Genomic DNA, 24,460 nt, shown 5'->3' with positions numbered 1-24,460 from the left:
GAGCTGAGCCATGGTGAGGGTAGGGCTTGTCCAGACTAGGGTCACCGAGGACCTGAACTTCAATCTAGCTAGGGCTCTAGATCTGGTGGAGGATGCTGCGAACAGGGGCGCGGAGATCGTCTGCCTGCCGGAGCTCTACAGGACTTCATACTTTCCCAGAGAAAAGAACGCAAAGGTCCAGCAATATGCTGAAACGATCCCCGGTGAATCGACCGCGGCATTCTCGAGGCTCGCAGCCCGGATGAATGTTGTTGTAATAGTCCCGCTCTTCGAGCGGTATGGTAGCGTTTATTACAATTCCGCAGCAGTCATCGATGCTGATGGCTCGATCGCAGGTGTGTACAGGAAGTCCCACATTCCGTGCGACCCCATGTTCTATGAGAAGATGTACTTTTTCCAGGGGGACGGCTTTAGGGTCTTCCGAACGCGCCATGCCTGTCTTGCGGTCCTGATATGCTACGACCAGTGGTTCCCGGAGGCAGCGCGCTCTGTTGTTCTTGATGGCGCAGACATAATTTTCTATCCGACCGCCATCGGCAGGGTAAGAGGTGTGGAGCAGGCAGAGGGCGACTGGCAGACCGCCTGGGAGACCGTACAGCGTGGGCATGCGATTGCGAACGGCGTGCATGTGGCCGCGGTGAACCGAGTGGGCGTGGAGGGCGAGATTGCCTTCTGGGGAGGATCGTTTGTATGCGACTCGTTTGGTAATCTTCTCGCACATGCCGGCTCTGATGAGGAGGTTCTTCTCGCGGATCTCGATCTCTCTAAGAACTTGATGGTTAGAGAGGGGTGGGGTTTCATCAAGAACAGGCGGCCCGATGCGTACCGAGTCCTTGTGAGGGATATTGAGAGACGCCTCCTGACACCGAGCAGCGAGGGCTACCACATGCCGGCGGAGTGGGAGCGGCATGATGGTGTATGGCTCGCCTGGCCGCACGACACTGATACTTTTAATGATATCGATTCTGTGGAGCGCGCATACGTCTCGATGATAAAAGCGCTCCATGTGGGAGAGACCGTGAACCTGCTGGTGAGAGATGAGGAGATGCGCGAGCGGGTGGAGCATCTCCTTCAGAGGGATGTCAGGATGAGCAGCCTGAGAATCCACACCATAGATTACGCGGACGTCTGGTTCAGGGACTACGGCCCCACATTCGTTGTGAACAAAAAAGAAAAACGTCTCGGAATGGTCGCCTGGAACTTCAACGCATGGGGTGGAAAGTACTGCGAGCTCATGGGGGATGTGAAGATACCCTGCTACATCGCGCGCGATCTCGGCGTCAGGTGCTTCCGTCCCGGGATCGTGCTTGAGGGCGGATCGATAGATGTCAATGGCTCCGGAACTCTCATGACCACGGAGCAGTGCCTGCTGAATCCGAACAGGAATCCTCTCATGAGCAGGTGGGATATGGAGTTCTACCTCAGGGAGTATCTGGGCGTCAGAAAGATAATCTGGCTCAGGAGGGGAATAGCGGGCGATGACACCGACGGCCATGTCGATGATGTTGCCAGATTCGTATCCCCAAGAAGGGTGGTTCTTGCATTCGAGGAAGACAAAGATGACGAGAACCATGAGCCTCTGCGGGAGAACTACGAGATTCTCAAACATGAGACAGACCAGGATGGGAATCCGCTAGAGGTTATCCGCCTGCCGATGCCGGGTTATGTTGGAGATGAGGAGCGGCTGCCAGCAAGTTACGCGAACTTCTACATCGGGAACAGAGCGGTGCTCGTGCCGGTCTTCGGCCACAGGAACGATGCGAGGGCTCTGAGCATCATCGGCGCACTGTTCCCGGATAGAGAGGTCGTGGGGATCGATGCGCTGGCGATGGTCTATGGTCTTGGCACGATTCACTGCGTTACGCAGCAGCAGCCTGCGGTGTAGCTCAACCCTCTGGCTGGCGCGCCCGACCAGCCAGATTCAGCGATCTACACAACAGCAGCAGATCTTTTTGCCGGAGTGTCAATCGCTACAAGCTGCGTGTCGTGTGCGCAACCCGAGCTTCAGCAGGCTTCCTGCGCTTCACTTCCGCTAGATAAATCTAAATAATGTAAATCATATAATCACGTGGCGTGTGGGAAGTCAAAGAACTTCAGCTCAAGGTGGCGAAGGCCTATCCGAATGACTCGGCCAGAGGCATAGCCAGGCTTGATCCGAGCGCGCTCCTCACCCTGCGCCTTTCCCCCGGAGATATCATCGAGATAGAGGGGAAGAAGATCACAGCCGCGAAGGTCTGGCGTGCGGATAGACAGGACTGGATTCAGGATTACATAAGAATAGATGGCTTCATCAGGCAGAACGCTGGCGTTGGCATAAGCGATCGCGTGAAGGTGAGGAAGGCCAGGTACAGCGACGCTGCCAGGATTGTGCTGGCGCCGCCCGCTGGCTCACACATGCAGTTCGGCCCAGACGCGGTGGATATGATAAAGAGACAGACACTGAAGCGTCCTGTAGTCGCTGGTGATATTCTTCCGGTGATGAGCACATCCGGCCAGGCGTTCCTGGGCAGAATGGAGGCGATTCCTCTCGTCGTAACAGCCACCGATCCCGGCGGGATCGTGGTGATAACAGACAGAACTGAGATCCTCCTCATGGACAAGCCTGCGCGCGGCGTCGGCTCGATAAAGGCGACCGGGGTCACATACGAGAGCGTCGGAGGGCTGCGGGCAGAGGTCCAGCGGGTCAGGGAGATGATCGAGCTCCCCATGAAGCACCCAGAGGTCTTCAGAAAGCTGGGGATCGATCCGCCGAAGGGTGTTCTTCTTTACGGTCCCCCAGGCACCGGCAAGACCCTCATCGCGAAGGCGGTTGCCAATGAGAGCGGAGCCAGCTTCTTCAGCATAGCCGGACCTGAGATAATGTCCAAGTACTACGGAGAGAGCGAGCAGAGGCTCCGCGAGATCTTCGAGGAGGCGAACAGCAACACACCATCGATAGTATTCATAGACGAGCTGGATTCGATAGCTCCAAAGCGCAGCGAGGTGACTGGCGAGGTCGAGAGAAGGGTTGTGGCGCAGCTTCTCGCGATGATGGATGGCCTCAAGGAACGAGGCCAGCTTGTTGTCATAGGTGCCACAAACAGAATAGACGCGATAGATCCGGCACTGCGCAGGCCCGGCAGATTCGACAGGGAGATAGAGATAGGTGTTCCGGACAGGGATGATCGCGTGGAGATACTCCAGATCCACGTCAGGAACATGCCACTCGCAGATGATGTGAATCTGGAGGAGCTGGCGAACAGGACACATGGATTCGTTGGAGCAGACATCGCTGCTCTCTGCAAGGAGGCTGCGATGAAGGCTCTCCGCAGGTATCTTCCGGATCTCGGAACCGAGGACGACATACCCCCTGAGATCGTGGAGAGCATGAAGGTGACCAGAGATGACTTTGAGATGGCACTCAAGGAGATCGAGCCGAGCGCGATGAGGGAGGTTCTGGTGGAACTCCCGAAGGTCAGCTGGGACAGCGTCGGCGGCCTAGGCCAGATCAAGCAGGAGCTGATAGAGGCGATAGAGTGGCCTCTTAAGCGACCGGAGAGGTTCGAGCATATGGGGATAAAGCCGCCGAAGGGCATACTGCTCTACGGACCGCCGGGAACGGGCAAGACTCTGATAGCGCAGGCTGTTGCAAACGAGACGAACGCGAACTTCATCTCCGTCAGAGGTCCGCAGTTGCTCTCGAAATGGGTCGGGGAGTCTGAGAGGGCGATAAGGGAGATATTCAGAAAGGCGAAGCAGGTCTCGCCTACGATAATATTCTTTGACGAGCTCGATGCGATAGCGCCAATGAGAGGCATGGACGAGGGCGCACGTGTCACTGAACGTGTCGTCAATCAGCTGCTTGCAGAGATGGATGGCCTAGAGGATCTGAAGAACGTAATAGTGATCGGAGCGACCAACCGGCCTGATATGATTGACCCTGCGCTCCTCCGCTCTGGAAGGTTCGACAGGCTGATAATGATAGGTCCGCCTGATCGCGATGGAAGGTTGGAGATCCTCAGGATTCATGCATCCAGGATTCCAAACTCTGAGGACGTCAACCTTGAGGAGCTTGCAGAGCTAACAGACGGATATGTCGGTGCAGATCTAGGCGCTTTATGCAGAGAGGCTGTGCTCCTCGCGCTCAGGGAGAACGAGAATGCAGAGATAGTCGAGATGAAGCACTACCTTGAGGCTCTGAAGAGGGTCAGGCCGAGCGTGGAGGAGAGCATGATAAGCTACTACGAGAGGATAAGCGAGCGTTTCAGGGGTGGCGGCAGGGTCGAGTCGAGCTCTCTCATAGGCTACAGGTGATGGATTCATATGCTTTTGGAGAGCCACTGCCATCCCTGCACTCAGGAGGTTTTATGAAGAAGGTCTTCGCCTCGGATCTCGCCGGCAAGGAGATAGTCACAGTTGACGGCATCGTCCTGGGAGAGCTGGAGAACATAACCTTCAATGCGGATACAGGCGAGCTAGTTGATCTTGTCGTCAAACCGGATCGCAACCTGAGCCGCGTGAGGTACAGAGCGGATGGCAAATTCGTTCGAATCCCTTTCAGCGCGGTGTGTGCGATAAAGGATTACATAGTGGTCGACGAGGGAAAGTCGATTCTCTCCCGTGGGCAGGGGCGCGATTAGTATATAATCGACTAATGTCTACACTCTAAGCATGAAAGCATCGGCTCTGATTGCTCTGTGCATCTTGTTCGTCGGTCTCTCGTCCTCCTTCCCGGTTCCGGTGAATTATGCCGCAGGCCAGGATCCGAGGTTCTCGGAGAGCCTGTTCATAGTGAGCGGTGGCTCTGCGCTCTCTGAGAGCTACACGAGCGTGGAGAGGCTGGAGAGGTTCACGGAGGTGAGGACCTCCTACAGCGGCACCCCATCGCCACAACAGAGCATGCTCGAGGCGAACATCAGATCGAATGTGATCGGTAGCGCGCACATCGGATGGCTCTCGGCCGATTCCCGAGGGGTTTACGGCCGTAGCATCGAGGATCTTACAGGGGTGTTCTCCATAGAGAAGTTCATCCAGCTCTGGAACAACAGCACGGCGGGAGAGATCAGCGTCGACTGGATGCCATGCATCTGAGGATTGGGCAATGACAAAGAGATCCGAGGGCGTCACCTACGATTTTCTGCTTGATCTGAAGAGGCTCACCGATGCCTACAGGGGATTTGAGACCAGGGTATCAGCCCTGGAGGCGCTGGCAATCGCCATCGCTATTTACATCATATTCATACCGCTCGGTCTCGTCGCGTACTTCCGGTTCTACTGGAGCGGAACGCTGCTCGAGCACGCACCCGTTGTGGTATCATTCATTTTTGGCGTTATCTTATCGCACATCATAAGAAGAAGGCGCAGGACCAGCGTCTTCGACCTCTTTGAGGAAGAGCTCTCAGAGAAGCTGAAAGCGGCTTACGATAATAGATTTCACGACAGCATAGTCATGAGGAGCCTCGCGCAGGATCTCGGGCACATCCTTTCTGGGATCTCAGGGAGAGACATAATTGACACCAGCAGGCTTTACAAGAGGGTGCTGTTGGTATTTGTCATGCTGGCGCTTGCAGTTGTGGTATCAACTAGCATATCTGAGGAGATCACGCCCGCGAACCTTGGTGTTGTCGGTGAGATAAAGGACCTCGCGGAGGATCTTCTCAGCCCAAAGCAACCGGTCTCGGAGATCAGGGATAACGTGAGCATATATGGCAAGCCGTCTCTTGCTGTGCTCTCTGAGACCAGGCTGGAGCTGGAGCTCTACCCGGGATCGGGTGTGGGATCAAGGGCAAAGCCCACAGAAACGTCGGAGCGGCTTTTCAGAGAAGGACCTCCGGGCCAAGGGGTCGCAGTACCATCTGAGGTCTATATCGAGAGCCTGCCACCAAAGCACAGGGAGATAATCAGGAGGTACTTCACGCTTCTTAACGAGGTTCGGAGCTGAGGGCGCATGGAAAGCATCCTATCAAAGTTTTGTCAAACAGCCAGACCATATCGATAGTCGCATGGTAATGGATGCAGGACTGCATATCAGTGGCGGACTGGTTTTGAGGACTTTTCCGATCGAGGCGCGGCCCATGCACTGTGGATGGAGATCTGCTGCTTTGGTTTTGGGTAGTGTACCTGAATAGCTGAACATGCTCGCAGGGACGAGCGTGCACCAGCATAATGCTGTATAAACCCCATGAGGCCGCATGCTTTGAATTCAGTGATACAAGCATACAACCTGACATTGTAACTCTATGGAGAACCCTATGTGATGGACAGGTCGGGATTTGAACCCGAGGCCTCTACCATGCCAAGGTAGCGATCTTCCAGCTGATCTACCTGCCCTCAATGGGTAGAGAACAGAAGGGCCAGATAAAAGTATCGGTCCTCAAGAGGGACTTGTCTGAATAAAAGCAGTGTATTTGAATCGTGAGCCTTGAAGATATTGCTCATCATAGACTCCCTCCTTATTCGGACAGGTTCCTCAAGAGGGATCTGTCTGAATAAGAGCTGTGGCCAGAAATCTGGATATTCCCTCTCTTCTGCACATCATAAACACCTAATCCTTATTCGGACACGTTCCTCAAGAGAGATCTGTCCGAATAAAAGCTGAGGCCAGAAATCTGGATATTCCCTCTCTTCTGCACATCATAAACACCTAATCCTTATTCGGACACGTTCCTCAAGAGAGATCTGTCCGAATAAGAGCTGAGGCTAGAGATTTGGGCCTTATTGCTGAGGGGAGGCGTCCGAATAGGGATTGTGCATCTTCCCAATCCAAAAGGAGCAAGCTACAGATTTCTGAAATCATCTCTTATTGGACAGGTCCTTTAGAGGTCTGAGACGATTTAATCTTTGGCTCGTCACTTTGACTCGGTGGATCAGCCATATTTCATACGGGATAAAGGCGATTGATGCTTAGTTGTACGCTCACTACCCCTACGATCCGATCTCATGAGCCTGATCTCTATTCGGGCGCGTCTCTTAAGATGGTTATGGGTCCTGAATATATTCCGCTGCTGATCCGATTGCATATGGGGTTTTGAGACAGGTTCATACAAACGAATAAGGCTGCCAAGGTCCCGTGAACTGGACAGAGATCCCGGGCTCTGCCGCGATTCCGTCCAGAGCCTGGCCGAGAGCTTTTTCGTCGCTGGCGAGCACAGAGAGGTTCATCATCATAACCATGTCTCCATCGGATTTCCTGACCTTCTCCACCTTTATATCATCCGCATTGCTCTGAATCCTCTCATAAAAATCTTTGAAATACGCACCGATGAGCTCATCCATCCTTCTCCTCACAGCAGCTTCGAGCCTCTGCCTGTACATGTATGCGATGCCGGGAGGCTTTGATGCCATCTCCTCCTTGATTATCCTCACATCATCGCTCTCATCTTCGACCCGCTTGGTGAAAACCAGGGGATCGTAGAAGATCTGGATCCCGTACTCCTTCTTGCCCTGGATCCTCTCCATCTTCGCCCGTATCTCATCGAGCTCATCTGAGATCCACTTCTTGAGAACCTCTTCTGCCGTGCAGAATTCCTTCGGCATTATGATCGTATCGAAGCCGAACGGCATCACAGTCCCGAACCTCTCAGCTGCTAGCTCAACCACCTCCTGGTGTGATTTGACCCATCTCTTCACAGTCTCCTCATCGTCACTCCTGTACGGCTCCAGGGGGCAGCTGTGAACCACCGCTGATACCCCTTCGTGTGGGATTGTGTATACCTCACATCCGTCGATCCCCATGTGTCCAAGGCTCGTGGACACACTCGCATCCACAATGCAGTAAAGATAAAGGCCATTCTCATTTGAGGGGACGGTCTCTGGTGCAACCGCTTCTGCTGTCACATTCTTGATCTTCTCCGGTTCGGAAAAGACACTTCCCTGGCTGACTTCACGGAAATCAGCATCTCCACTGTATGTGCTCAGCTCTCTGAGTATCGCCTCTCTTATCGCAGCCCTGAGCGCCGGCATGAGCTCCGCCCGCACCACTTCTGAAATCACAGGAGCCAGCTCATCGCCGATCGCTTTGACCTCAGCTCTGACCATCTCTGCGATCGCATCTCTCAGATCACTCTCCCTCATGCTCATCCCACCTCTCAGGGTTCAGCATTCGATCGAGAACATCATCGACGATCTCATCCAGACCGTCGCGGACAGCCTTTACGGATTCTGTTATACCTTGCTCTCTTTTGATCTCGTCTAGGGCGATGTCGAGCTCCATCAGCGCCTCTCCAAGCCGGTTCACCTCCTCCTCGGTCAGAGTTCCCGACTCCATGCGCCTCAATGCCTGAATCCTGAGAGCATCCCTTATCACCTCGACAAGCGCTATGACCAACCCAAGAATGCCGTGCTTCAGGTTGCTCTCATCGATATTGAGGGTCATTCATTAGTCTCCCGATACTGATTTCATCTCGGCATCTTGCATTCCATTTGCCTCTCCGCATATCCGTTGGTCGTGCTCACGTTCGAGAGGATGTTTGTGGGTGCACGGCGCTCTGCATCCCCATCAGGCCTGCCATTCAGATGTGATCTCAGAGATCTCATCTCCCGCTCTGCAACATCTTTCAGAGCTTGGATCTCGGCTGAATGGATCTTTGCCACCGCGCCATTCCTCAGATGGATGTGAAGGATATCTGTGTCCCTCTTCGCCACGATCTCCCCCTTTTCCAGGGCAAAACCCTCTATATCTTCATAGTATGCCTCGAAAATGATCTCAGGGGGATCCTTTCTGAACACAGCTATGCGTCTGTTCGTAACACACACATCTCCAGGCCTCCATGCCTGGTATATTCCCCGAGAGTACCAGTACGTGCCGAACGCCCTCATACGCACCTCCTCTCCCTTGAGCATAAAATTCGTGGTGAACGATTTCAGCCTCTGCTGCTCTGCCACCCAGGCCCTCTGGGCTGTATCCCAGTCCCTCCACATGCCATACTTGATCATGGTCTCCATTCCAGCAAGCACAGCCCTCAGGCTGAGTCCGAGCAGAGGCACACCTGCAACTGATATTATGACATCCGCGTTCAGAACGACCCCCTTTGTGAGCACCCTGTCCAGGAGATCGACCAGACCTGCGTTTGTACACCTCTCAGGTTCCATAATCGTCCTTCAAAACAAAGGGCATCTTCAGCATTCGATCCCTGGCGAGCGCGCTCGTCCATCCACACCACGGGCAGCACTCGTGCATGAGCTCCTCGCGCAGCACCTTCTTCCCGCACTGCGGGCACTCCTCTCTTTCAAGCATCGCATCCCGCCATGCTCCGGTCTCACAGCTTATCCCCGATGGGAACTCCAGGCCGTACTTTGCAGCGGTCTCGAATGATGCAAGCGCAGCTCTCACCTTTATTCCCAGCAGCTCGACTCCAGCCACCGAGACTGTGATATCCGCGTTGATGACCAGCCCCTTGTCGAGTATACGATCGATCGCGCCGGCCAGCCCGCGGTCCGAATCCTTCTCAGGAAGTACCATTCAGCTCTCCTCCAGAAGGCTCTGATTTGCACTCAGAGCCGTTGGTCAGCATCCCTCATGATCACCTCTGCAGCTGTTCCGCTATCCTGAGCCTCTGCATCAGCTGCTCTGTTCTCTCCAAGTAGTCCTCGTGACTCATCTCTCCGAACTCGTACAGGAGCCTGGTCTCCTTTATCTGGTTCCTTATTCTCTCAGGGTTGTACAGCTCACGCTGGGCATATCCCCTGATCTGCTCCAGCGTCCAGATCAGATCCAGGCCAGGAACTGAGATGCCGATGCTTCTCAGAAGAAGATCATCTATTACGAACAATCATCAGGACCTCCTGAGGGTATCTTTAAATTGAACGGAAAATATACCTTGCCATCTGTCTGAATTATTTTCATACCATGTTTCACGAATCTTGTCGAGATGATTCTCAGATTCTGAGAAAAACGCCTGTGACGCAGGATTACCTGTGCGGATGAAAATGGTGCTGATCGAGTGGCCTCCTGGAGTTCGCACCCTGCTATCCCTCATGATAGATGCTTCCACTTTAACATGCTCGCATCTCCCCATCGATACGGCATGCTGATTCAGGAAGTGCTGGGTTGTCCGTATATCGGCCCCACGACCTCAAGCCCGCCTGGCTTCACGACAAGATGATGCTTCTCCATCAGATGCCTCACACCGCGCATCTTTCTGATCTGGAGGTATCTTTTAACCCCATTGTAGCTCTCGATCACGCCCAGCTCTATGATGCCATCCGAGAGGAACCTCTCGCCGCCCTTTCCGGAGTCGTCACCTGTCTCGAGTATCAGAATGGATGTGAGGCATCTATCCCTGAGCATGGTGAGGAAGTCGTAAACATTTCTGCGGAGGTTTGTCTTCGAAGAAAGAGCGTAGAGTGCGTTAAGGGAGTCCATGGCAAAGATCGTGAGATCGCGGTACCTGTCAATGTACATATCCAGGACGTCCTTTGTCATGCTGAACATGTCGAGTCTGTGATCCTTCCATTCGATCCGCATATCTCTATAATCGAATATGTGGAGGTTCTCATGCCATCTTATCCCAATGCTATCCATGTTTCTAAGATGGCTGTCCTTAGTCTGCTCCAGGCTCGCGTATAGGCCATGCTCCGCGCTGCCCTCAAGGTACCGGGACATCATCGCCAGCACCAGGCTGGACTTCAGTGTGCCCTCCCCTCCGGTGACCAGCAGAACAGAGCCGGCAGGTGGGTCAGCCTCGAGGATGCGATCCAGGCCGTCAATACTCATTCTGAGCATGATCCCTTCAGAAACGAGAGCATGTACTCCAGAGCATATACCATCTTTCCGATCTTTCTTCTCATCACCTCTTGTCCCTTAGGCGTCAGGGTGTAGATCTTGGTTCTCATATTTCCCCTGCTGTACTCAGACCTCAGGATGCCATCATCCACCATCGAGTATAGGATGGGGTAAACGGCGCCCTGGCTCAGGAGGACATTGTATCTCCTGTATATCTCCTTGATGAGATCGTAGCCGCACATCGGACGCTCTCCGAGTATGGAGAGTATGAGTATGTCCTTGTTCGGCTTCACGAACCTGCTCAGGACCTCCTCCCGATCATCCTGCTCGAGATTTATTTCTCCGATCAGAGCCCCTCCCACAGATGCTAGAGACATAGTGACCCCAAATACTTATAATTATTACGTATTTATGATCTGTTCGATATTTCAGGATTTGAAACATTTTTGATTTGATTCAGCAGATCTTCATACCACAAAGATTTTATTCGCATTTGATTCGTATTCACAGCCATTAACATCCTGAACAAGTCTCAAAATATTCAGATGCTGTCGATCTCAATGATACAAATGCGCGAAAGAACCTTCAGCTCCATCTCGCGGGTATCTCCTGCATGTCCCTCTCGATCAATGCCATCTCCCTCTCAGAGAGGGCGGATGGGTTCACGGGCACGATCAGTATCCCTCTGCTTATGAATACCATCTCCATGATGTCGCGCAGGAACCTGATGGCCTGGACAAAACCATTTGTGACTACAAGAAGCTCCAGCCCATCCAGGAGAACCACAGGGTTGTGGCTCTTCTCCAGGAACCTGGCAGTTATATCAGCCATGATCTCCAGGTTACTTACGGTCGTCTGACTCTCGCCGCGTCTGCTGATCCAGAAGATCGGCGTGGTCTGAAGCACATACCTGTTTCTGATCTGCTCGGGATGCTGGGTGGTGAAGCAGAGCCCCTGCGCCCTCTTCTGGCTGCAGCTCTTGCACGGGCATTTGAGAGTACACTTCTCACAACCTATGCTCTCGCAGTTGAATGCATCAGGATGCTCGCAGCTCGCGCACTGTCCTCTCACCAGCGACGAGAATATCTGAAAGCTGAGCTCTGGCTTCTTCTCCCTGACCAGATACGCTGAGCCGCGGGAGAGCTCTTCCGATATGCGGGTGCTCACAGGCTCGGTGAGCGGCACAACCCTCGGTTTCCTTCTGAAGATATTAAGAACGCTCAGTATCCTTACCACAGGGGAGAGTGAAGTAGAATGTGCTCCCCTCTCCGAACCTGCTCTCGAACCATATCCGTCCGCCATGCGCCTCCACAATATCCTTTGTTATGGAGAGGCCAAGACCCATGCCAATATCCGCACTCTTCTCATTGCTCATAACGAAGAACTTCTCAAAAATCCGATCCTTGTCCTCCTCTCGGATCCCTATACCGTTGTCTCTGATCGACACCAGAACGTTTTCTGCATCCCCCCCGAGAACCACCTCAATCTGTCCTCTATCTGGGGTGTACTTAATTGCATTCGTGAGCAGATTGCTCAAAACCTGCATTATCTTCTTGGGATCACACTCTATCAGAGTATTGGCCCTCTCGCATCTGAATGTTATCGTATGCTCTTTAAGAGCTGCAAGCCTCGATAAGCTTGCGATCACAGAGCGGATCAGCTCCTCCATGCTCGACAGCTCCTTCTTAAGCCTGAGCCGCCTTGATCCGATTCTCAGGATATCTAGCATGTCATTTACAAGCTGGATCATTGTGTCTGTTTGCGATCTGATCAGCTGGAGCTTCTCCTTCTGCACATCTGTGAGATCACCGAGCATACCATCCTCGAACATCTCGATATAGCTGTTAATTACGGTAAGAGGTGTTCTAAGCTCGTGTGAGACCATGGACACGAACTCTGACTTGATGCTGTCGAGCTCTTTGAGCTCAGCATAGGCATTCTCAAGCTTTATGTATGAATCGCGCAGCTCCTCTTCGAGCCTGGTCATCTCTGTGATATCCTCTATGAAGATCACTGCCTTGCTGACGTAACCACCAGCTTCCTTCAGGGGATGTATTCTGTAAAAGTAGAACCTGCCTCCCGGATACCTGATCTGCTCCCCATCAAACGGCTCTCCGGCGGAGAAAACCTTTTCTATTCTACTATTCAGCCTCTGCATGAAAACAGGAGAGAATATCTTCGAGAGGTGCATGCCTATTGCATTCTTCTCAGTCCGGAAGGACTTAAGATAGAAGTTTCTGTTAGCATACAGCACCTCCAGTCTCCTGTCGACGATTATAATCGTGCTGGGTATCGTTTCGATTATATCCTCCTGATAGCCGCGAACTATCTCAATCCCTCTCAACGCTCATCGCCCCTTTCCGAGAGAATCAATGAGATCCAGGAGATCCCGCATCCGGAATGGCTTCAGGATGAAACCCTTCGCTCCGGCATCCATACACTCCTTCTCCAGCCCTGGCTTACCTATCGCGGTTATCACGATGATATTGGCAGATGGGTCGATATTCATGATCTCACGTGTGACTGATATCCCATTCATGCCAGGCATGAGAATATCCATCAGAACAACATCCGGCCTGATATCCCTGTAAGCAGAGAGCGCCTCCTCACCGCTCTGCGCCTCGTGTATCTCAAAGCCCCGCGCCTCTAGGGAATCCCTCAGTGCCCTCAAAATGAAGGGAGCATCATCGACCACCAGTACCTTCATTCTGCACCATCCCGGCTGTTATCGTGAATCTGATAAAGATTCGATATATAGTCTGGTCGCGCTCATCTTCTATATTTTACCAATTTTCATCGGTTGATAATCTTCCCGACAAACGTCTGGAAACATAAGGCGAGACAAAATTTTAAACTATTTTAGACAGATGATAACCTATTTTAATCATCACTGTGTACATCTGCATGGATGGTTTCAATTAATAATGATACCGTCTTCGCCCTCGGGTGTCGGACACGGCCAGAGCCTCCTGCGGGGATGGATCGGGCCCAGCTCGATCATCCCCTTTATACTGACAAGCTCCACGGTACAACAAACGAGGGCTCTCACATATCACGCTCCAATAGATATCTCTGGAGAAAAGAATCGTTGGAGGTGAAAGGAAATGGTGACATCAACACCTGATTCGTCCAGCCTTGCCGAGGTTCTCGACAGGATCCTGGACAAGGGAATAGTGGTCGATGTCTGGGCCAGGGTATCCCTGGTTGGCATCGAGATACTGACGGTCGAGGCGAGAGTGGTGGTCGCATCCGTCGATACGTTCCTCCACTACTCTGAGGAGATGGCGAAGATCGAGCAGGCTGCCATAGCCGCAGCACCTTCTGCGTGAGGTGAAAGGAAATGGTGACATCAACACCTGATTCGTCCAGCCTTGCCGAGGTTCTCGACAGGATCCTGGACAAGGGAATAGTGGTCGATGTCTGGGCCAGGGTATCCCTGGTTGGCATCGAGATACTGACGGTCGAGGCGAGAGTGGTGGTCGCATCCGTCGATACGTTCCTCCACTACTCTGAGGAGATGGCGAAGATCGAGCAGGCTGCCATAGCCGCAGCACCTTCTGCGTGAGGTGAAAGGAAATGGTGACATCAACACCTGATTCGTCCAGCCTTGCCGAGGTTCTCGACAGGATCCTGGACAAGGGAATAGTGGTCGATGTCTGGGCCAGGGTATCCCTGGTTGGCATCGAGATACTGACGGTCGAGGCGAGAGTGGTGGTCGCATCCGTCGATACGTTCCTCCACTACTCTGAGGAGATGGCGAAGATCGAGCAGGCTGCCATAGCCGCAGCACCTTCTGCGTGAGGTGAAAGGAAATGGTGACATCAACACCTGATTCGTCCAGCCTTGCCGAGGTTCTCGACAGGATCCTGGACAAGGGAATAGTGGTCGATGTCTGGGCCAGGGTATCCCTGGTTGGCATCGAGATACTGACGGTCGAGGCGAGAGTGGTGGTCGCATCCGTCGATACGTTCCTCCACTACTCTGAGGAGATGGCGAAGATCGAGCAGGCTGCCATAGCCGCAGCACCAGGAGTTCCTGCCTGATCAGGAACTCCTGATTTTGTGATATTTCGGGATGCCTATGGAAGAGACTGTAGAAGAGCTGGTGACGAAACACACCCGGCGAGAGCTGGAGGAGATGGCAGTTAAACTTGGGATCCAGAGCCTTGGGGGTACAAAGGCCCAGCTGGCCGAGAGCATAGTTGAGGCCAGGAGACGGGCTCAGCCCCAGATCGCCGAGTCCGGGACAGCAGAGGTTCAGGTGAAACCAGAGGAGCAAAAGGGGGTGCCAGAAAAGGCCGCAGAAGTCAAGCCACAGGTATCTCCAGAAGTCCCTCCGGTGGTTCCAGGGAAGGGTGTTAGGGCAAGGCAGGAAGCTATGCGGAGAAAGTCCTCGGAGCTGAGGAGCGCCGGAGTCGCCATCCGGGAGGAGGGTGTGAGCAGAATGGCCAAGAGCGTTAACGCCCTTAAAAAATCGATAGAGGGGCAGGTAACAGAGAACAAGAAGGGCATAGCAAAGATCCGCACCGGTGTACGCCAGATGAAGCTATCGATCAACAAGACCTCAGATGAACTGAGGAAATCCGGTGAGCGCATCAGGGAGGAAGGGGCGAGAGAGCTCAATGAAGGACTCAGGAGATTCAGAGCGGATCTGGACAGCCAGATCAGAAAGAACCGCGATGCTGTATCGAGGATGGGCTCTGGTGCAGCGGAGATCAGATCCGCCATGGATAAGATGTCAGTCGACTTTAGAAAATCCGGTGACCACATCAGGGAGGAAGGGGCGAGAGAGCTCAATGAAGGACTCAGGAGATTCAGAGCGGATCTGGACAGCCAGGTCAGAGAGAACCGTGATGCCATATCGAGGATGAACATAGCCGCCAAAGAGCTGCACTCCAGAGCTCTTGCTCTCAGAGATGAGATGCAGAGATACGTCGATCAGGATGTTAATAAATATATAAGAGATTTCTACTACGGTTAACCACCGGTAGATATTTTTTATGATCGCCAGAGGGTTCTAAATGAGATATGTTGTCACCCATCCGAGGCGTGTGAGAGGCGAGTCCGTCCATCAGACCTCCTGGGAGAAGAAGCTGCTGCTATCAAAAGAGCGTGAGGAGATACAAGTAAAGGTGCAATCACAGACAGCAGCCCGCGATCCCGAGACCTTGAGGAAGGAGATCGAGGAAGCATTTCTGATGCCTGAGGTCGAGCACTTCGTGGAGACTCCCGAGGTCAGGGAGACCGAGGCTAGGATGAAGCTCTGGCTGGATGCAGGGTACCCTGTACATCTCATAGGCCCCACGGGATGCGGAAAGACCAGCCTTGCGATGCATGTCGCCCGCCAGTTCGGAAGGCCTGTGGTTTGGATAAACGGGGACGAGTCGATAACGACGGCAGATCTCATAGGTGGCTACTCGCAGATCGAGAACGAGAGCGTCCGGGACAAATACATCCACAATGTCTTCAAGAGCAAGGATGTCATGAAGGTGGAGTGGGTCGATAATCCGTTATCGCTTGCCTGCAAGTACGGCTACACGCTGATATACAACGAGTTCTCCAGGACCAAGCCCGCTGCGAACAACGTCTTCCTCTCGGTCTTTGAGGAGGGCGTGCTGGAGCTGCCCACGAAGTTCGGCGAGGACAGGTATATAAGAGTCCACCCGGAGTTCAGGGCCATCCTCACATCAAACTCGATAGAGTATGCTGGAATCCACAGACCTCAGGATGCGCTTCTGGATAGAATGGTCGGGATATACACGGACTACTACGGATACGAAACAGAGCTGAGGATCGTCATGGAGCACACCGGGCTTGAAGAGGATGTTGCGCGCAGGGTAGTAGAGATCGTGAGGTACCTGCGGGATCGTCTTCCGGATGCGCAGAAGCCCGGAACGAGAGCATGCATAATGATCGGCAAGGGGTTGAAGATGCTGAACAGAAGCTCCGGCATCGGACTGGACCAGATCTGCATAGATGTGATCGCCAACAAGACCAGCTCCAAGAAGGAGATGGAGGAGAAGAGGGAGCTGGTGTGTGAGGCGATAGCAGCTGTCCAGGAGGGTTCAGGTGGATAGGATCGGCGCCACAATCCAGGATGTTAGGATCGCCAGGGTCGGCGAGATCTTCTCGAGGAGACCAAAAGGGCTCAGGATCAACGAGACAGAGGCGCTGATAGTCAGAGCCAGAACCGACGACGGTAGGATCGCGACCAGGACGTTCTACCTCTGCCTGAGGCCGGACGGCACAACGGACCTCGATACTATAGCATCGGGGAGAAGCAGAACGAGGCGCAGGAGGCTGGCTTCGTTCCTCAAGTACTACGGTCTCATGAACAGAGAGAGACGATGCAATCTCAGAGAGGCCGTTAAGGGCTGGTGCGGAAGGCATGTTGAGGCCATGAGGGATTGCGATCTGATATTCGTTCCCTAGGAGTCTGAGTACATGGAAAAGCCGAATCTCAAGGATATGCTCAGGATCGCCAGAACCTCTGCCGAGGAGCTATTGGGGAAGCGGTTCGAGTCGATAAGCAGCATATCCAGAACAGAGGACGGATGGATCGTGAACGTGGAGGTGCTGGAGCGCAGGGCCATACCGGATACGCAGGACATCATCGGCAGATATGAGATGAGCTTCGATGAGAATGGAGATATCACCGGATATCGTAGAATGGAGCTCCGGCATCGAGGGGGCCTGGAGAGGATAGAGGAGGAGTGAGCCCTGCCGGCAAAGAGAAGTGCCCAAAAAGGGCTTTACGTATACTGCGTGATCCGGTCAGAGGATGCAGATTTCGGACCCATTGGCTTCGGCAACAGTGAAGTTCACACCATCGAATACAGGGACCTGTATCCTGTTGTGAGCGAAGCAGTACTCAGGGAGTACGATGTCGATGAGAGGGATGTGGAGATCCACAGGAGAGTCGTCAGGAGGGTGATGGAGGAGCATGATGTTCTTCCGGTCGCATATGGTATGGTGTTCAAGGGCAGAAAGAATCTCGCTGTGGCCATGAGCGCCGGATATGCTGCGATGAAGAAGGCGTGGCCTGTTGTGGAGGGCAAGGTCGAGCTTGGAGTCAAGGTGATCAGGCCGAAGAATGCGAATGGACAATACGATGAACTCAAAAGAGAGATCGTGGAATGCCTCAGCGCGTCCTCGGTGGACTTCAAGAACCTCGACCTCTTCAGCGATCGGTTGCTTCTCAACACCGCATTTCTCGTGGAGCGTTCCAGGATCGATGAGTTCTCGAAGCGGGTAAGTGCAGTTATCGAGGAGCACAGCGATCTGAGGACAAGCTATTCCGGGCCGTGGCCGCCTTACAACTTCGTCGACATACACATCCTGGGGAAGGGCAGAAAGGGATTCAGACAGGCAAGGATAACTTGAATGAAGAAGGATAAATTGATTGAAGGTGATCTTTGCAGAGACCTCTTAAATCTGATCAGAGAGATGGACTCAAGAAAACTCGCATCCGGCTCTATAAAAGGAAGTATGAGCGGCCCCTGCTTCTCCGTCCTGAGATACAGGATATCGATACGTTCGCTGGATGCTTGTTTCAGATGATACCTCCTGCCAGCTTTGCCATATGGGAGTGAGACATGACGAGAAGGTCCAGAATCATGGAGAACAGAATGATACAGCACGCAAAGGTGACTGAACACCGCATGCGGCTAAGGGATGAGATACTGCCATACCTAAGGTCGAGGCGGGAGGAGATGGCGTGTAAAGCTGCATCCCACAGGCTCAGGATAAAGAGAGCCTGGAGGGACAGCCTGGCAAAGTCCACGAGGCACATGCTCGAGGTCAGGAGGAAGCACATGTCCAAAGTTGCCCTTCACAAAAAGCGACTTGCAGAGATACGATCCAGGTGATCTTTACGCGTGGTGCAGATATCTCTCGATGCCTCGCTTGGATTGAGATGGCCAGTGAGAGATTTCAGCTCTCAGATGGTGCCGGATTGTCATTGAGCGATAACATGCGCAGAAAATCCATCATTACGTATTGAAATGTTAGGTTTGGAGTGAGCAGCATGTCAAATGGCTATGAAGATCGCCTGGAGAAAATAGAGCGCAGGCTGGATGAGATCGAGAAGGTGCTCAAATCCCTCACCAGTGAGGGCGCTGTCAAGGGGGGTCCAGAGGAGAAGGCAGTGGAGGAGCCCTCGATAGTCAGCGGTATTGTGAGCCAGTTCATCCCCGGCCTCGGAGGGATAATAAAGGCGCTTGAGGCCTCCTCGCCGGAGTTCAAGAGACGGATAGCGGAGACTGATGCAGAGGTTCGGCACAGGATAGAGGTTGGATGGAGCAGCAGGCCTGTCGTCGATTACAACATCTCGGTGAGGCCTCTGAGCAAACCGGGGGCGCGAAGGCCGTCGGCAAGACTGCCCGAGGTCAGGATACCTGGAACTCCCAGAAAGGATCCGATAGTCGATGTGATGGATGAAGGGAAGAGCATAACAGTTGTCGCTGAGCTTCCCGGGGTGGAGGAGGATGAGCTCTCTGTTACGGTCAGGGAAGGAGTTCTGGAGATCAGGGCGGGGGAGTTCCTAAAGGAAGTGAAGCTCCCGCCAGATGCCGGAGACATTATCAGCAGGAGCTTCAAGAACGGCATACTCCAGCTCAGGATCGATCGCGTGAGGAGCTGAATCTAGTGTTGTTTGAAAAAGAGATCCAGCGGATCCACGACCATATAGAGGGCATCATCCATCACGAAAGCACACAGTCCCAGTTTGTGTCGTTTGTGTCATCCGGGATCTCCCAGATACGATACCTCCACGTCCGCTGGCAGCCTGGGAACAACGTTGTGATGGGCGCCTATGAAGAGCAGGCCTGTCTCGTCATCCTGCAGCGTCTCCGCTATTCTTCTTGCGATGTAGGCGTCCCGTTCATCCAAAAGGCGATCTTTCTCTTTGTTGTATGCCTCCAGCGCCCTTCTCTGCTCCTCGCCAGTGGTTGATACCATCGCCTTTATGTGCTGATACTCCCGCAGCAGCAGCTCAGGGCTCTCTGTTGCCTCGATCCTCGCGCCCCTCTCCATGAGCTTCTCGATGATCTGATAGTTCCTGCTCCCCTTTGAGGCAGTCTCCCTGATTATCCGCTCTCCGATCTCCCCACCAGCAGGCAACCCATCCTGATATATGCGCAATCGAGTCGGATCCAGCTCCAAGCGATCGATCTCTCTCTCAAGCTCATCCCAGAAGCGCTCGATCCGTATGCGGTTCTCCTCCCACTTCTCCCTTCCAAGCCTGGAGACGCCCATCCTCTCAAGCCCCTCCCTCATCGAGCCCATGTCCTCGGGCGAGTGAACTATCCTTGCAACTATCAGCTTCCTCATAAGGTGACCTCCACTCCCGGAGTTCGCGCCTTGCTGCACTCTCAGCTCACAGGATTACGTCTTTCAGACCTTTCCCACCTCATCTCAGAAACGCTGCCAGCCCTGTGCCCTCGCCTGTGTACGCCGCTTCGCTCGGAGGAGATGGCTGCCAGCTCTCGCTCATGAACTCCGCAATTTCCGGCGTGTGCTCCGTGTAGTTGATATTGGGCGGCTGCCAGCCCTCCTGGATGAACTCATATATCGGCTTTATATGTGTATCAACGCCGAAACCCGGAGAAGTCCATGTGGGAAGCAGGAACTCGTAGAGCTCCGGCGTGTGGCTGTAATCCGATAACGGTGGCAGCCACTCAGCATGGATCGACCTCTCCTCGTCCAGCCCCCCGTATCTGGCCCAGGATATGTGGGTCGTGTTCTTCACAGGCAATCCGATGATCGCGATCTCCTTTGGAGACAGACCTATCCTCACAACATCCGATGCAGATGCTGTCACCATGATGATCAGGAAGAGAAATACGAGCAGAACTCTCATGCCAGTTACTGAGGCTTTAACAAATATAGATCTTTGTGAGCCAGCAGCAGAACTCTGAATACGACTGTTGAATGCGGAAGGGTGCAGGATCTGTGTGTACGCAGATCACTCAGCTCAAAGGCATGCGACCTCGCAGGATCGGCAGGATTACAATACGACCGATGCTGTTTTTTCTCCACCCCTATCGGGTGCTTATGACGGATCTGTCCGAATAAGAGCAGAGGCCAGAAATCCGGAACTTACCGCCTTACGCAGATCGGAAACACCTAATCCTTATTTCGGACATGTTCCTTATGACAAACAAGGGCAAAAAGGCCCTGCATTTCTAGATCCAACCTCTTATTCGGACCCGGGCTCACCCTATGATTCGATGGAGCAGTAAGCTTGAAGAGACAGGCGAAGCCGATTGTCGCTGGTTGAGGTCGTAGAGCTCGCCACTCGGTGACTCGACCACATGAGCCTAAATGTATGAGGGTAGACCGCCTACTGTTACAAAAGATATCCTCGCACACATTCTCGGACAGGCTTATGAATCATTCCCCGAACATCTCCGATTCCCTACGCGAACCGGGCTGCAAAATCCTTGGCGTAGTATGTGATTATCATATCCGCGCCCGCTCTCTTTATTGACGTCAGGGTCTCCAGCATCACCCCGTCTCCATCGATCCAGTTTCTCTCTGCAGCTGCCATGATCATGCTGTACTCACCGCTGACCTGGTAAGCGGCAGTCGGCATACTAAACCTCTCCTTGACCATCCGGAGTATGTCCAGATATGGCAGCGCGGGCTTGACCATGACCATATCCGCGCCCTCTTCTATATCCAGCTGGACCTCCCAGAGCGCCTCGTTCGCATTCGCTGGGTCCATCTGGTAGCTCCTCCGATCTCCAAACGCAAATCCGGATTCGGCTGCCTCTCTAAATGGGCCGTAGAAGTATGAGGCGTATTTTGCAGCGTACGAGAGAATCGCAACATCGGTGTATCCATTATCGTCAAGAGCAGATCTTATCGCTCTCACCATGTGATCCATCATCCCGCTCGGAGCGACGATATCAGCTCCGCTCTCAGCCTGGCTCACTGCAGTTCTTCCGAGGAGGGGGAGAGTCTCATCGTTCACTATCTCCTGCCCGCGAATCACGCCGCAGTGCCCATGACTGGTGTACTCGCAGAGGCAGAGGTCTGTTATGACAACAAGATCTGTGGACTCCTTGATGCGCCTGACAGCCTTCTGTATCACGCCGTCATGATCGTAAGCCCCGGATCCGAGATCATCCTTTCTGGATGGTATTCCGAAGAGTATCACCGCTGGGATCCCCAGATCCTCGATCCGTCCGGCCTCCTCAGCCACACTGTTCAGGCTCTGCCGCATCTGTCCCGGCATCGAGCTTATCGGGACGGGCTGATCGATGCGCTCATCCACAAATACCGGCATTATCAGGTCCCTGACTGAGATCCTGGTCTCTGCGACCATCTCCCTGATGCCAGGCCTTCTCAAACGCCTCATGCGTCTCAATCGGATTCCTCCTGATTCAGCCTGAAGAGTTCCATGGCGTACCTGAGCATCTCGGTGTTGCCTCTCTCAGCAGCTGATTTCAGAGCCTTTGTCGGCTCTGCGAATATTTTGTTTACAATCGAATGGCTCATGTCCATCAGCACCTTCTGCTCTATCTCCCCAAGAGTGTGATAGGCGCTGAGCTTGTTCATCGCCCTTCTGACCTCTTGCTCTTTTATCTTCTCGGCCTCAGAGTAGATCCTCGCGAGAAGCTCCTCGGCCTCCCTTCTCTTGTACTTGGCTCTGAGAAGCTCGAGCTCCTCCTCTATTATCGCCTCGACCCTCTCGATCTCTCTCATCCTCAACCGCATGTTCTCATCGCTTATCTGCTTCAGGCTGTCTATGTTGTGAAGCTCCACCCCTTCTATCTCGCGCACAGCCTCATCCACATCCCGCGGATTTGCTATGTCTATGATCAGAAGCTTGTTCTTCCGGCCCTCCATCGCGCGCTCGATATCATCCTTGAGAAGTATGTAATGGGGAGCTGAGGTCGCGCTTATCACGACATCCGCCTCCCTTATCTTTCGCTTCATCTCCTCATAAGGCACAGCCGTGCCGCCGAGAGATGCAGCAAGGGAGAGCGCTGTTCCGAAGGTGCGGTTCGTCACATAGAGGGAGCCTATGTTCTTTGAGACGAGCGCCTTTGATATCAGCTCTCCAGTCTCGCCCGCGCCTATTACCAGTACAGATTTACCCTCCAGGCCCCCGAGGATCTGCTCGGCCAGATCGACAGCTGCAGATCCTACTGAGACAGAGCGCTCGTTAATGGCAGTCTCCTTCCGCACCCGCTTCCCCACCTGGATTGCCTTCTTGAATGCGGTATCCAGAACCCAGCCTGTATATCCAAGACTCTTCGCGGTTCTGTAGAGCTCCTTCATCTGTCCGAGGATCTGGTCCTCTCCTATTATCATGGATTCGAGGCCTGAGGCAAGCCTGAGTAGGTGCAGGAGCGACTCATCGTGGTCGTGGATGTCTATGATCCTGGAGGAGACACGGGCCTTCTTTGCGATCTCGAAGAGGACCTTCTCACCGCGGGGAGATACTACATATATCTCGACACGGTTGCACGTCTTTAGGACCGCGCACTCCTCAACGGTGTCATGCGAGGAGACCCACTTCAAGAGAGCCTCAACGTCGCCATGCCATGCGTTCTCGATCTCGCTTATCGAGGCCTTCTTGTGAGTCACCAGCATCGAGGTTATCCTGCTCATCTGGCGTGAGATTCTCCCTGACTCTCATATAGGCCTTTTCATGGGCTCCTGCGATATCGCCATTCTCCAGGCACGACCACACAGAGCTGTCGGAGAGCACCGACCAGAGCAGATCACGCCTCCTGCTCTGCGGCTCCACATTCTCTTTTAACTTATTCCTTATCCCGCTCAGCAGCTCTGCCATCAGAGCGTACAGCTCCACCTCACGCTCCAGCCTCATTCGAATATACCTCGAGAGGGCCGGTATCCTTGTTGATATCGCGAGGACCACAGATCTCTTTTTTACGATCGACGGCACCACGACCTCCCCCTCTCTGTCAACGCTATTCACAAGCGCCCCCTTCCCTCGTGCCATCTCTTCAAGCTCTGAATTCAGCCTCTTGTCGCTTGTGGCAGGTATCGCGATGAACGCGCCCTCCAGCGCCATCTCCGCGATCTTCAGCCCGTCCTCGCTCATGAGATCCGCTTTCATTATCTTCAGAATTCCATCAGATGACATTCTGAGAATGCCCTCTGAGAATTCCCTGCTCACAACCACGAGGTCGCCTTGGGAAAAAAGCCTGGCCTTGCGCTCTGCCACATCCCCACCGCCGAATATCACAACGCGCCTGCCCTTCAGATCTATCAGAAGAGGAACATGGTTTCCGCTCATATCCTCGCGCTCGTCTTCTTGTACTCCTTCTCGCTGAAGAGTATCCTGTACTCCTTCACGCCTGTGGCCTCTGATATCCTTGATGCGATCTCCTCACACTCCTCTCTGCTCCTCGAATGTACGACTGTGTAAAGATTGTAAGGCCACCCATCACATGTCGCCCTCTGGTAGCAGTGGGTGACTTCCTCGAAGGAGGCCATTATGCATCCAATCCTTTCGATGTCGTCTTCGACCTTCCAGACGATCATCGCGTTCGCGATTATTCCCAGAGCCCTGTGCCCTATGGTGGCCGCGAACCTTCTCACAACCCCTGATTCGCGGAGAGCTCTGAGCCTTGATATCACAGTATTTTCATCAAGCCCGAGCCTATCTCCGATCTCCTTGAATGGATGGGGCACTATCGGTATTCCATCCTGCAGTGCTCTGAGCAGCGTGAGATCCGTCTGATCCATCTCCTGGCTCATGCGGCTTGCATCCTCCTGCATT

The 24,460-nt window shown here is 53.5% G+C and carries 32 protein-coding genes and 1 tRNA gene; 16 read left to right on the top strand and 17 right to left on the bottom strand.

Annotated elements, in window-relative coordinates; genetic code table 11:
* The first annotated feature begins 10 nt into the window (after nt 1–10).
* The 5 genes from MTHE_RS00410 to MTHE_RS00390 all read left to right on the top strand — a co-directional run bounded on the left by MTHE_RS00410 (nt 11) and on the right by MTHE_RS00390 (nt 5,920).
* Nucleotides 11–1,885 (top strand): agmatine deiminase family protein, encoded by a 1,875-nt coding sequence (locus MTHE_RS00410; RefSeq protein WP_011695279.1) that lies wholly within the window; start codon nt 11–13, stop codon nt 1,883–1,885.
* Between the two features lie 188 nt (nt 1,886–2,073).
* Complete coding sequence (locus MTHE_RS00405; protein WP_011695278.1) at nt 2,074–4,293, top strand: CDC48 family AAA ATPase; 2,220 nt, start codon at nt 2,074–2,076, stop codon at nt 4,291–4,293.
* 53 nt (nt 4,294–4,346) lie between these two features.
* Nucleotides 4,347–4,619 (top strand): PRC-barrel domain-containing protein, encoded by a 273-nt coding sequence (locus MTHE_RS00400; protein ID WP_175265636.1) that lies wholly within the window; start codon nt 4,347–4,349, stop codon nt 4,617–4,619.
* 31 nt (nt 4,620–4,650) lie between these two features.
* Nucleotides 4,651–5,070: a hypothetical protein gene (locus MTHE_RS00395; protein ID WP_011695276.1), complete on the top strand. Its 420-nt coding sequence runs from the start codon at nt 4,651–4,653 to the stop codon at nt 5,068–5,070.
* A gap of 10 nt (nt 5,071–5,080) precedes the next feature.
* A complete protein-coding gene (locus MTHE_RS00390) occupies nt 5,081–5,920 on the top strand; it encodes a hypothetical protein (protein ID WP_011695275.1) in 840 nt (279 codons plus the stop codon).
* A gap of 316 nt (nt 5,921–6,236) precedes the next feature.
* Here the strand turns inward: MTHE_RS00390 and MTHE_RS00385 are convergent.
* The 11 genes from MTHE_RS00385 to MTHE_RS00335 all read right to left on the bottom strand — a co-directional run bounded on the left by MTHE_RS00385 (nt 6,237) and on the right by MTHE_RS00335 (nt 13,409).
* Nucleotides 6,237–6,309, bottom strand: a tRNA-Ala gene (locus MTHE_RS00385).
* 708 nt (nt 6,310–7,017) lie between these two features.
* Entirely contained in the window at nt 7,018–8,052 is a 1,035-nt protein-coding gene (locus MTHE_RS00380) for a GvpL/GvpF family gas vesicle protein (protein WP_011695274.1), read from the bottom strand.
* On the bottom strand, nt 8,039–8,353 hold the full coding sequence (locus tag MTHE_RS00375; protein WP_011695273.1) for a gas vesicle protein K: 315 nt from the start codon (nt 8,351–8,353) through the stop codon (nt 8,039–8,041). The genes MTHE_RS00380 and MTHE_RS00375 overlap by 14 nt, the downstream gene beginning before the upstream one ends.
* A 23-nt stretch (nt 8,354–8,376) precedes the next feature.
* Nucleotides 8,377–9,069, bottom strand: coding sequence for a gas vesicle protein (locus MTHE_RS00370; RefSeq protein ID WP_011695272.1), 693 nt, complete (start codon nt 9,067–9,069; stop codon nt 8,377–8,379).
* Nucleotides 9,059–9,439: a gas vesicle protein gene (locus tag MTHE_RS09285; protein ID WP_011695271.1), complete on the bottom strand. Its 381-nt coding sequence runs from the start codon at nt 9,437–9,439 to the stop codon at nt 9,059–9,061. Before MTHE_RS09285 ends, MTHE_RS00370 begins: the two co-directional genes overlap by 11 nt.
* Before the next feature lie 61 nt (nt 9,440–9,500).
* Nucleotides 9,501–9,749 carry a gas vesicle protein GvpG gene (locus tag MTHE_RS00360; protein WP_011695270.1) on the bottom strand — a complete coding sequence of 83 codons (249 nt, stop codon included), beginning with the start codon at nt 9,747–9,749 and terminating at the stop codon, nt 9,501–9,503.
* A 263-nt stretch (nt 9,750–10,012) separates the two neighbouring features.
* A complete protein-coding gene (locus MTHE_RS00355; RefSeq protein WP_175265635.1) occupies nt 10,013–10,702 on the bottom strand; it encodes an RAD55 family ATPase in 690 nt (229 codons plus the stop codon).
* Entirely contained in the window at nt 10,690–11,079 is a 390-nt protein-coding gene (locus MTHE_RS00350) for a PadR family transcriptional regulator (RefSeq protein WP_011695268.1), read from the bottom strand. Before MTHE_RS00350 ends, MTHE_RS00355 begins: the two co-directional genes overlap by 13 nt.
* Nucleotides 11,080–11,287: 208 nt before the next feature.
* A complete protein-coding gene (locus MTHE_RS00345; protein WP_011695267.1) occupies nt 11,288–11,887 on the bottom strand; it encodes a DUF835 domain-containing protein in 600 nt (199 codons plus the stop codon).
* A gap of 25 nt (nt 11,888–11,912) precedes the next feature.
* Nucleotides 11,913–13,046 (bottom strand): sensor histidine kinase, encoded by a 1,134-nt coding sequence (locus tag MTHE_RS00340; RefSeq protein WP_011695266.1) that lies wholly within the window; start codon nt 13,044–13,046, stop codon nt 11,913–11,915.
* Between the two features lie 3 nt (nt 13,047–13,049).
* On the bottom strand, nt 13,050–13,409 hold the full coding sequence (locus tag MTHE_RS00335; protein ID WP_011695265.1) for a response regulator: 360 nt from the start codon (nt 13,407–13,409) through the stop codon (nt 13,050–13,052).
* Between the two features lie 397 nt (nt 13,410–13,806).
* Between MTHE_RS00335 and gvpA (MTHE_RS00330) the strand changes: the two genes are divergently transcribed.
* The 11 genes from gvpA (MTHE_RS00330) (at nt 13,807) to MTHE_RS00280 (ending at nt 19,342) form a co-directional block, all read left to right on the top strand.
* Entirely contained in the window at nt 13,807–14,031 is a 225-nt protein-coding gene (gvpA, locus tag MTHE_RS00330; protein ID WP_011695264.1) for a gas vesicle protein GvpA, read from the top strand.
* An 11-nt stretch (nt 14,032–14,042) separates the two neighbouring features.
* Nucleotides 14,043–14,267 (top strand): gas vesicle protein GvpA, encoded by a 225-nt coding sequence (gene gvpA / locus MTHE_RS00325; protein WP_011695264.1) that lies wholly within the window; start codon nt 14,043–14,045, stop codon nt 14,265–14,267.
* Nucleotides 14,268–14,278: 11 nt separating this feature from the next.
* A complete protein-coding gene (gvpA, locus tag MTHE_RS00320) occupies nt 14,279–14,503 on the top strand; it encodes a gas vesicle protein GvpA (RefSeq protein ID WP_011695264.1) in 225 nt (74 codons plus the stop codon).
* A gap of 11 nt (nt 14,504–14,514) precedes the next feature.
* A complete protein-coding gene (gene gvpA, locus MTHE_RS00315) occupies nt 14,515–14,745 on the top strand; it encodes a gas vesicle protein GvpA (protein ID WP_011695263.1) in 231 nt (76 codons plus the stop codon).
* A gap of 37 nt (nt 14,746–14,782) precedes the next feature.
* Nucleotides 14,783–15,682, top strand: coding sequence for a hypothetical protein (locus MTHE_RS00310; protein WP_011695262.1), 900 nt, complete (start codon nt 14,783–14,785; stop codon nt 15,680–15,682).
* 40 nt (nt 15,683–15,722) lie between these two features.
* Entirely contained in the window at nt 15,723–16,778 is a 1,056-nt protein-coding gene (gene gvpN / locus MTHE_RS00305) for a gas vesicle protein GvpN (RefSeq protein WP_011695261.1), read from the top strand.
* Complete coding sequence (locus MTHE_RS00300) at nt 16,771–17,133, top strand: hypothetical protein (RefSeq protein WP_011695260.1); 363 nt, start codon at nt 16,771–16,773, stop codon at nt 17,131–17,133. The genes gvpN and MTHE_RS00300 overlap by 8 nt, the downstream gene beginning before the upstream one ends.
* A 12-nt stretch (nt 17,134–17,145) precedes the next feature.
* Nucleotides 17,146–17,418: a gas vesicle protein GvpO gene (locus tag MTHE_RS00295; protein ID WP_011695259.1), complete on the top strand. Its 273-nt coding sequence runs from the start codon at nt 17,146–17,148 to the stop codon at nt 17,416–17,418.
* A gap of 3 nt (nt 17,419–17,421) precedes the next feature.
* Nucleotides 17,422–18,084 (top strand): GvpL/GvpF family gas vesicle protein, encoded by a 663-nt coding sequence (locus tag MTHE_RS00290; RefSeq protein WP_268741211.1) that lies wholly within the window; start codon nt 17,422–17,424, stop codon nt 18,082–18,084.
* 233 nt (nt 18,085–18,317) lie between these two features.
* The gene (locus tag MTHE_RS00285; protein WP_175265634.1) at nt 18,318–18,569 is read left to right on the top strand and encodes a hypothetical protein; all 252 of its coding nucleotides are present in this window, start codon (nt 18,318–18,320) and stop codon (nt 18,567–18,569) included.
* 158 nt (nt 18,570–18,727) lie between these two features.
* Nucleotides 18,728–19,342, top strand: coding sequence for an Hsp20/alpha crystallin family protein (locus tag MTHE_RS00280; protein WP_011695256.1), 615 nt, complete (start codon nt 18,728–18,730; stop codon nt 19,340–19,342).
* 98 nt (nt 19,343–19,440) lie between these two features.
* Here MTHE_RS00280 and MTHE_RS00275 read toward each other — a convergent pair whose 3' ends face one another.
* The 6 genes from MTHE_RS00275 to ahbB all read right to left on the bottom strand — a co-directional run bounded on the left by MTHE_RS00275 (nt 19,441) and on the right by ahbB (nt 24,459).
* Nucleotides 19,441–20,031: a hypothetical protein gene (locus MTHE_RS00275; protein ID WP_011695255.1), complete on the bottom strand. Its 591-nt coding sequence runs from the start codon at nt 20,029–20,031 to the stop codon at nt 19,441–19,443.
* A gap of 79 nt (nt 20,032–20,110) precedes the next feature.
* Nucleotides 20,111–20,560: a hypothetical protein gene (locus MTHE_RS00270; RefSeq protein ID WP_011695254.1), complete on the bottom strand. Its 450-nt coding sequence runs from the start codon at nt 20,558–20,560 to the stop codon at nt 20,111–20,113.
* Nucleotides 20,561–21,118: 558 nt separating this feature from the next.
* On the bottom strand, nt 21,119–22,063 hold the full coding sequence (gene hemB, locus MTHE_RS00265) for a porphobilinogen synthase (RefSeq protein WP_175265974.1): 945 nt from the start codon (nt 22,061–22,063) through the stop codon (nt 21,119–21,121).
* A 5-nt stretch (nt 22,064–22,068) separates the two neighbouring features.
* Nucleotides 22,069–23,322 (bottom strand): glutamyl-tRNA reductase, encoded by a 1,254-nt coding sequence (gene hemA, locus MTHE_RS00260; protein ID WP_175265633.1) that lies wholly within the window; start codon nt 23,320–23,322, stop codon nt 22,069–22,071.
* Complete coding sequence (locus MTHE_RS00255; RefSeq protein ID WP_175265632.1) at nt 23,240–23,974, bottom strand: precorrin-2 dehydrogenase/sirohydrochlorin ferrochelatase family protein; 735 nt, start codon at nt 23,972–23,974, stop codon at nt 23,240–23,242. Before MTHE_RS00255 ends, hemA begins: the two co-directional genes overlap by 83 nt.
* Nucleotides 23,971–24,459, bottom strand: coding sequence for a siroheme decarboxylase subunit beta (gene ahbB, locus MTHE_RS00250; protein WP_011695251.1), 489 nt, complete (start codon nt 24,457–24,459; stop codon nt 23,971–23,973). Before ahbB ends, MTHE_RS00255 begins: the two co-directional genes overlap by 4 nt.
* Between the last annotated feature and the right edge of the window lies 1 nt (nt 24,460).

Source organism: Methanothrix thermoacetophila PT (assembly GCF_000014945.1).
GTDB classification, from domain to species: domain Archaea; phylum Halobacteriota; class Methanosarcinia; order Methanotrichales; family Methanotrichaceae; genus Methanothrix_B; species Methanothrix_B thermoacetophila.
This window is presented reverse-complemented; position numbering and strand designations above follow the sequence as displayed.

Bases quoted from the DNA above. Each gene is read 5' to 3' on its own strand.
- MTHE_RS00410 (WP_011695279.1), top strand. From the start codon at position 11: ATGGTGAGGGTAGGGCTTGTCCAGACTAGGGTCACCGAGGACCTGAAC.
- MTHE_RS00400 (WP_175265636.1), top strand. From the start codon at position 4,347: ATGAAGAAGGTCTTCGCCTCGGATCTCGCCGGCAAGGAGATAGTCACA.
- MTHE_RS00395 (WP_011695276.1), top strand. From the start codon at position 4,651: ATGAAAGCATCGGCTCTGATTGCTCTGTGCATCTTGTTCGTCGGTCTC.
- MTHE_RS00390 (WP_011695275.1), top strand. From the start codon at position 5,081: ATGACAAAGAGATCCGAGGGCGTCACCTACGATTTTCTGCTTGATCTG.
- MTHE_RS00380 (WP_011695274.1), bottom strand. From the start codon at position 8,052: ATGAGGGAGAGTGATCTGAGAGATGCGATCGCAGAGATGGTCAGAGCT.
- MTHE_RS00375 (WP_011695273.1), bottom strand. From the start codon at position 8,353: ATGACCCTCAATATCGATGAGAGCAACCTGAAGCACGGCATTCTTGGG.
- MTHE_RS00370 (WP_011695272.1), bottom strand. From the start codon at position 9,069: ATGGAACCTGAGAGGTGTACAAACGCAGGTCTGGTCGATCTCCTGGAC.
- MTHE_RS09285 (WP_011695271.1), bottom strand. From the start codon at position 9,439: ATGGTACTTCCTGAGAAGGATTCGGACCGCGGGCTGGCCGGCGCGATC.
- MTHE_RS00355 (WP_175265635.1), bottom strand. From the start codon at position 10,702: ATGCTCAGAATGAGTATTGACGGCCTGGATCGCATCCTCGAGGCTGAC.
- MTHE_RS00350 (WP_011695268.1), bottom strand. From the start codon at position 11,079: ATGTCTCTAGCATCTGTGGGAGGGGCTCTGATCGGAGAAATAAATCTC.
- MTHE_RS00335 (WP_011695265.1), bottom strand. From the start codon at position 13,409: ATGAAGGTACTGGTGGTCGATGATGCTCCCTTCATTTTGAGGGCACTG.
- gvpA (WP_011695264.1), top strand. From the start codon at position 13,807: ATGGTGACATCAACACCTGATTCGTCCAGCCTTGCCGAGGTTCTCGAC.
- gvpA (WP_011695264.1), top strand. From the start codon at position 14,043: ATGGTGACATCAACACCTGATTCGTCCAGCCTTGCCGAGGTTCTCGAC.
- gvpA (WP_011695264.1), top strand. From the start codon at position 14,279: ATGGTGACATCAACACCTGATTCGTCCAGCCTTGCCGAGGTTCTCGAC.
- gvpA (WP_011695263.1), top strand. From the start codon at position 14,515: ATGGTGACATCAACACCTGATTCGTCCAGCCTTGCCGAGGTTCTCGAC.
- MTHE_RS00310 (WP_011695262.1), top strand. From the start codon at position 14,783: ATGGAAGAGACTGTAGAAGAGCTGGTGACGAAACACACCCGGCGAGAG.
- gvpN (WP_011695261.1), top strand. From the start codon at position 15,723: ATGAGATATGTTGTCACCCATCCGAGGCGTGTGAGAGGCGAGTCCGTC.
- MTHE_RS00295 (WP_011695259.1), top strand. From the start codon at position 17,146: ATGGAAAAGCCGAATCTCAAGGATATGCTCAGGATCGCCAGAACCTCT.
- MTHE_RS00285 (WP_175265634.1), top strand. From the start codon at position 18,318: ATGGAGAACAGAATGATACAGCACGCAAAGGTGACTGAACACCGCATG.
- MTHE_RS00280 (WP_011695256.1), top strand. From the start codon at position 18,728: ATGTCAAATGGCTATGAAGATCGCCTGGAGAAAATAGAGCGCAGGCTG.
- MTHE_RS00275 (WP_011695255.1), bottom strand. From the start codon at position 20,031: ATGAGGAAGCTGATAGTTGCAAGGATAGTTCACTCGCCCGAGGACATG.
- MTHE_RS00270 (WP_011695254.1), bottom strand. From the start codon at position 20,560: ATGAGAGTTCTGCTCGTATTTCTCTTCCTGATCATCATGGTGACAGCA.
- hemB (WP_175265974.1), bottom strand. From the start codon at position 22,063: ATGAGGCGTTTGAGAAGGCCTGGCATCAGGGAGATGGTCGCAGAGACC.
- hemA (WP_175265633.1), bottom strand. From the start codon at position 23,322: ATGAGCAGGATAACCTCGATGCTGGTGACTCACAAGAAGGCCTCGATA.
- MTHE_RS00255 (WP_175265632.1), bottom strand. From the start codon at position 23,974: ATGAGCGGAAACCATGTTCCTCTTCTGATAGATCTGAAGGGCAGGCGC.
- ahbB (WP_011695251.1), bottom strand. From the start codon at position 24,459: ATGCAGGAGGATGCAAGCCGCATGAGCCAGGAGATGGATCAGACGGAT.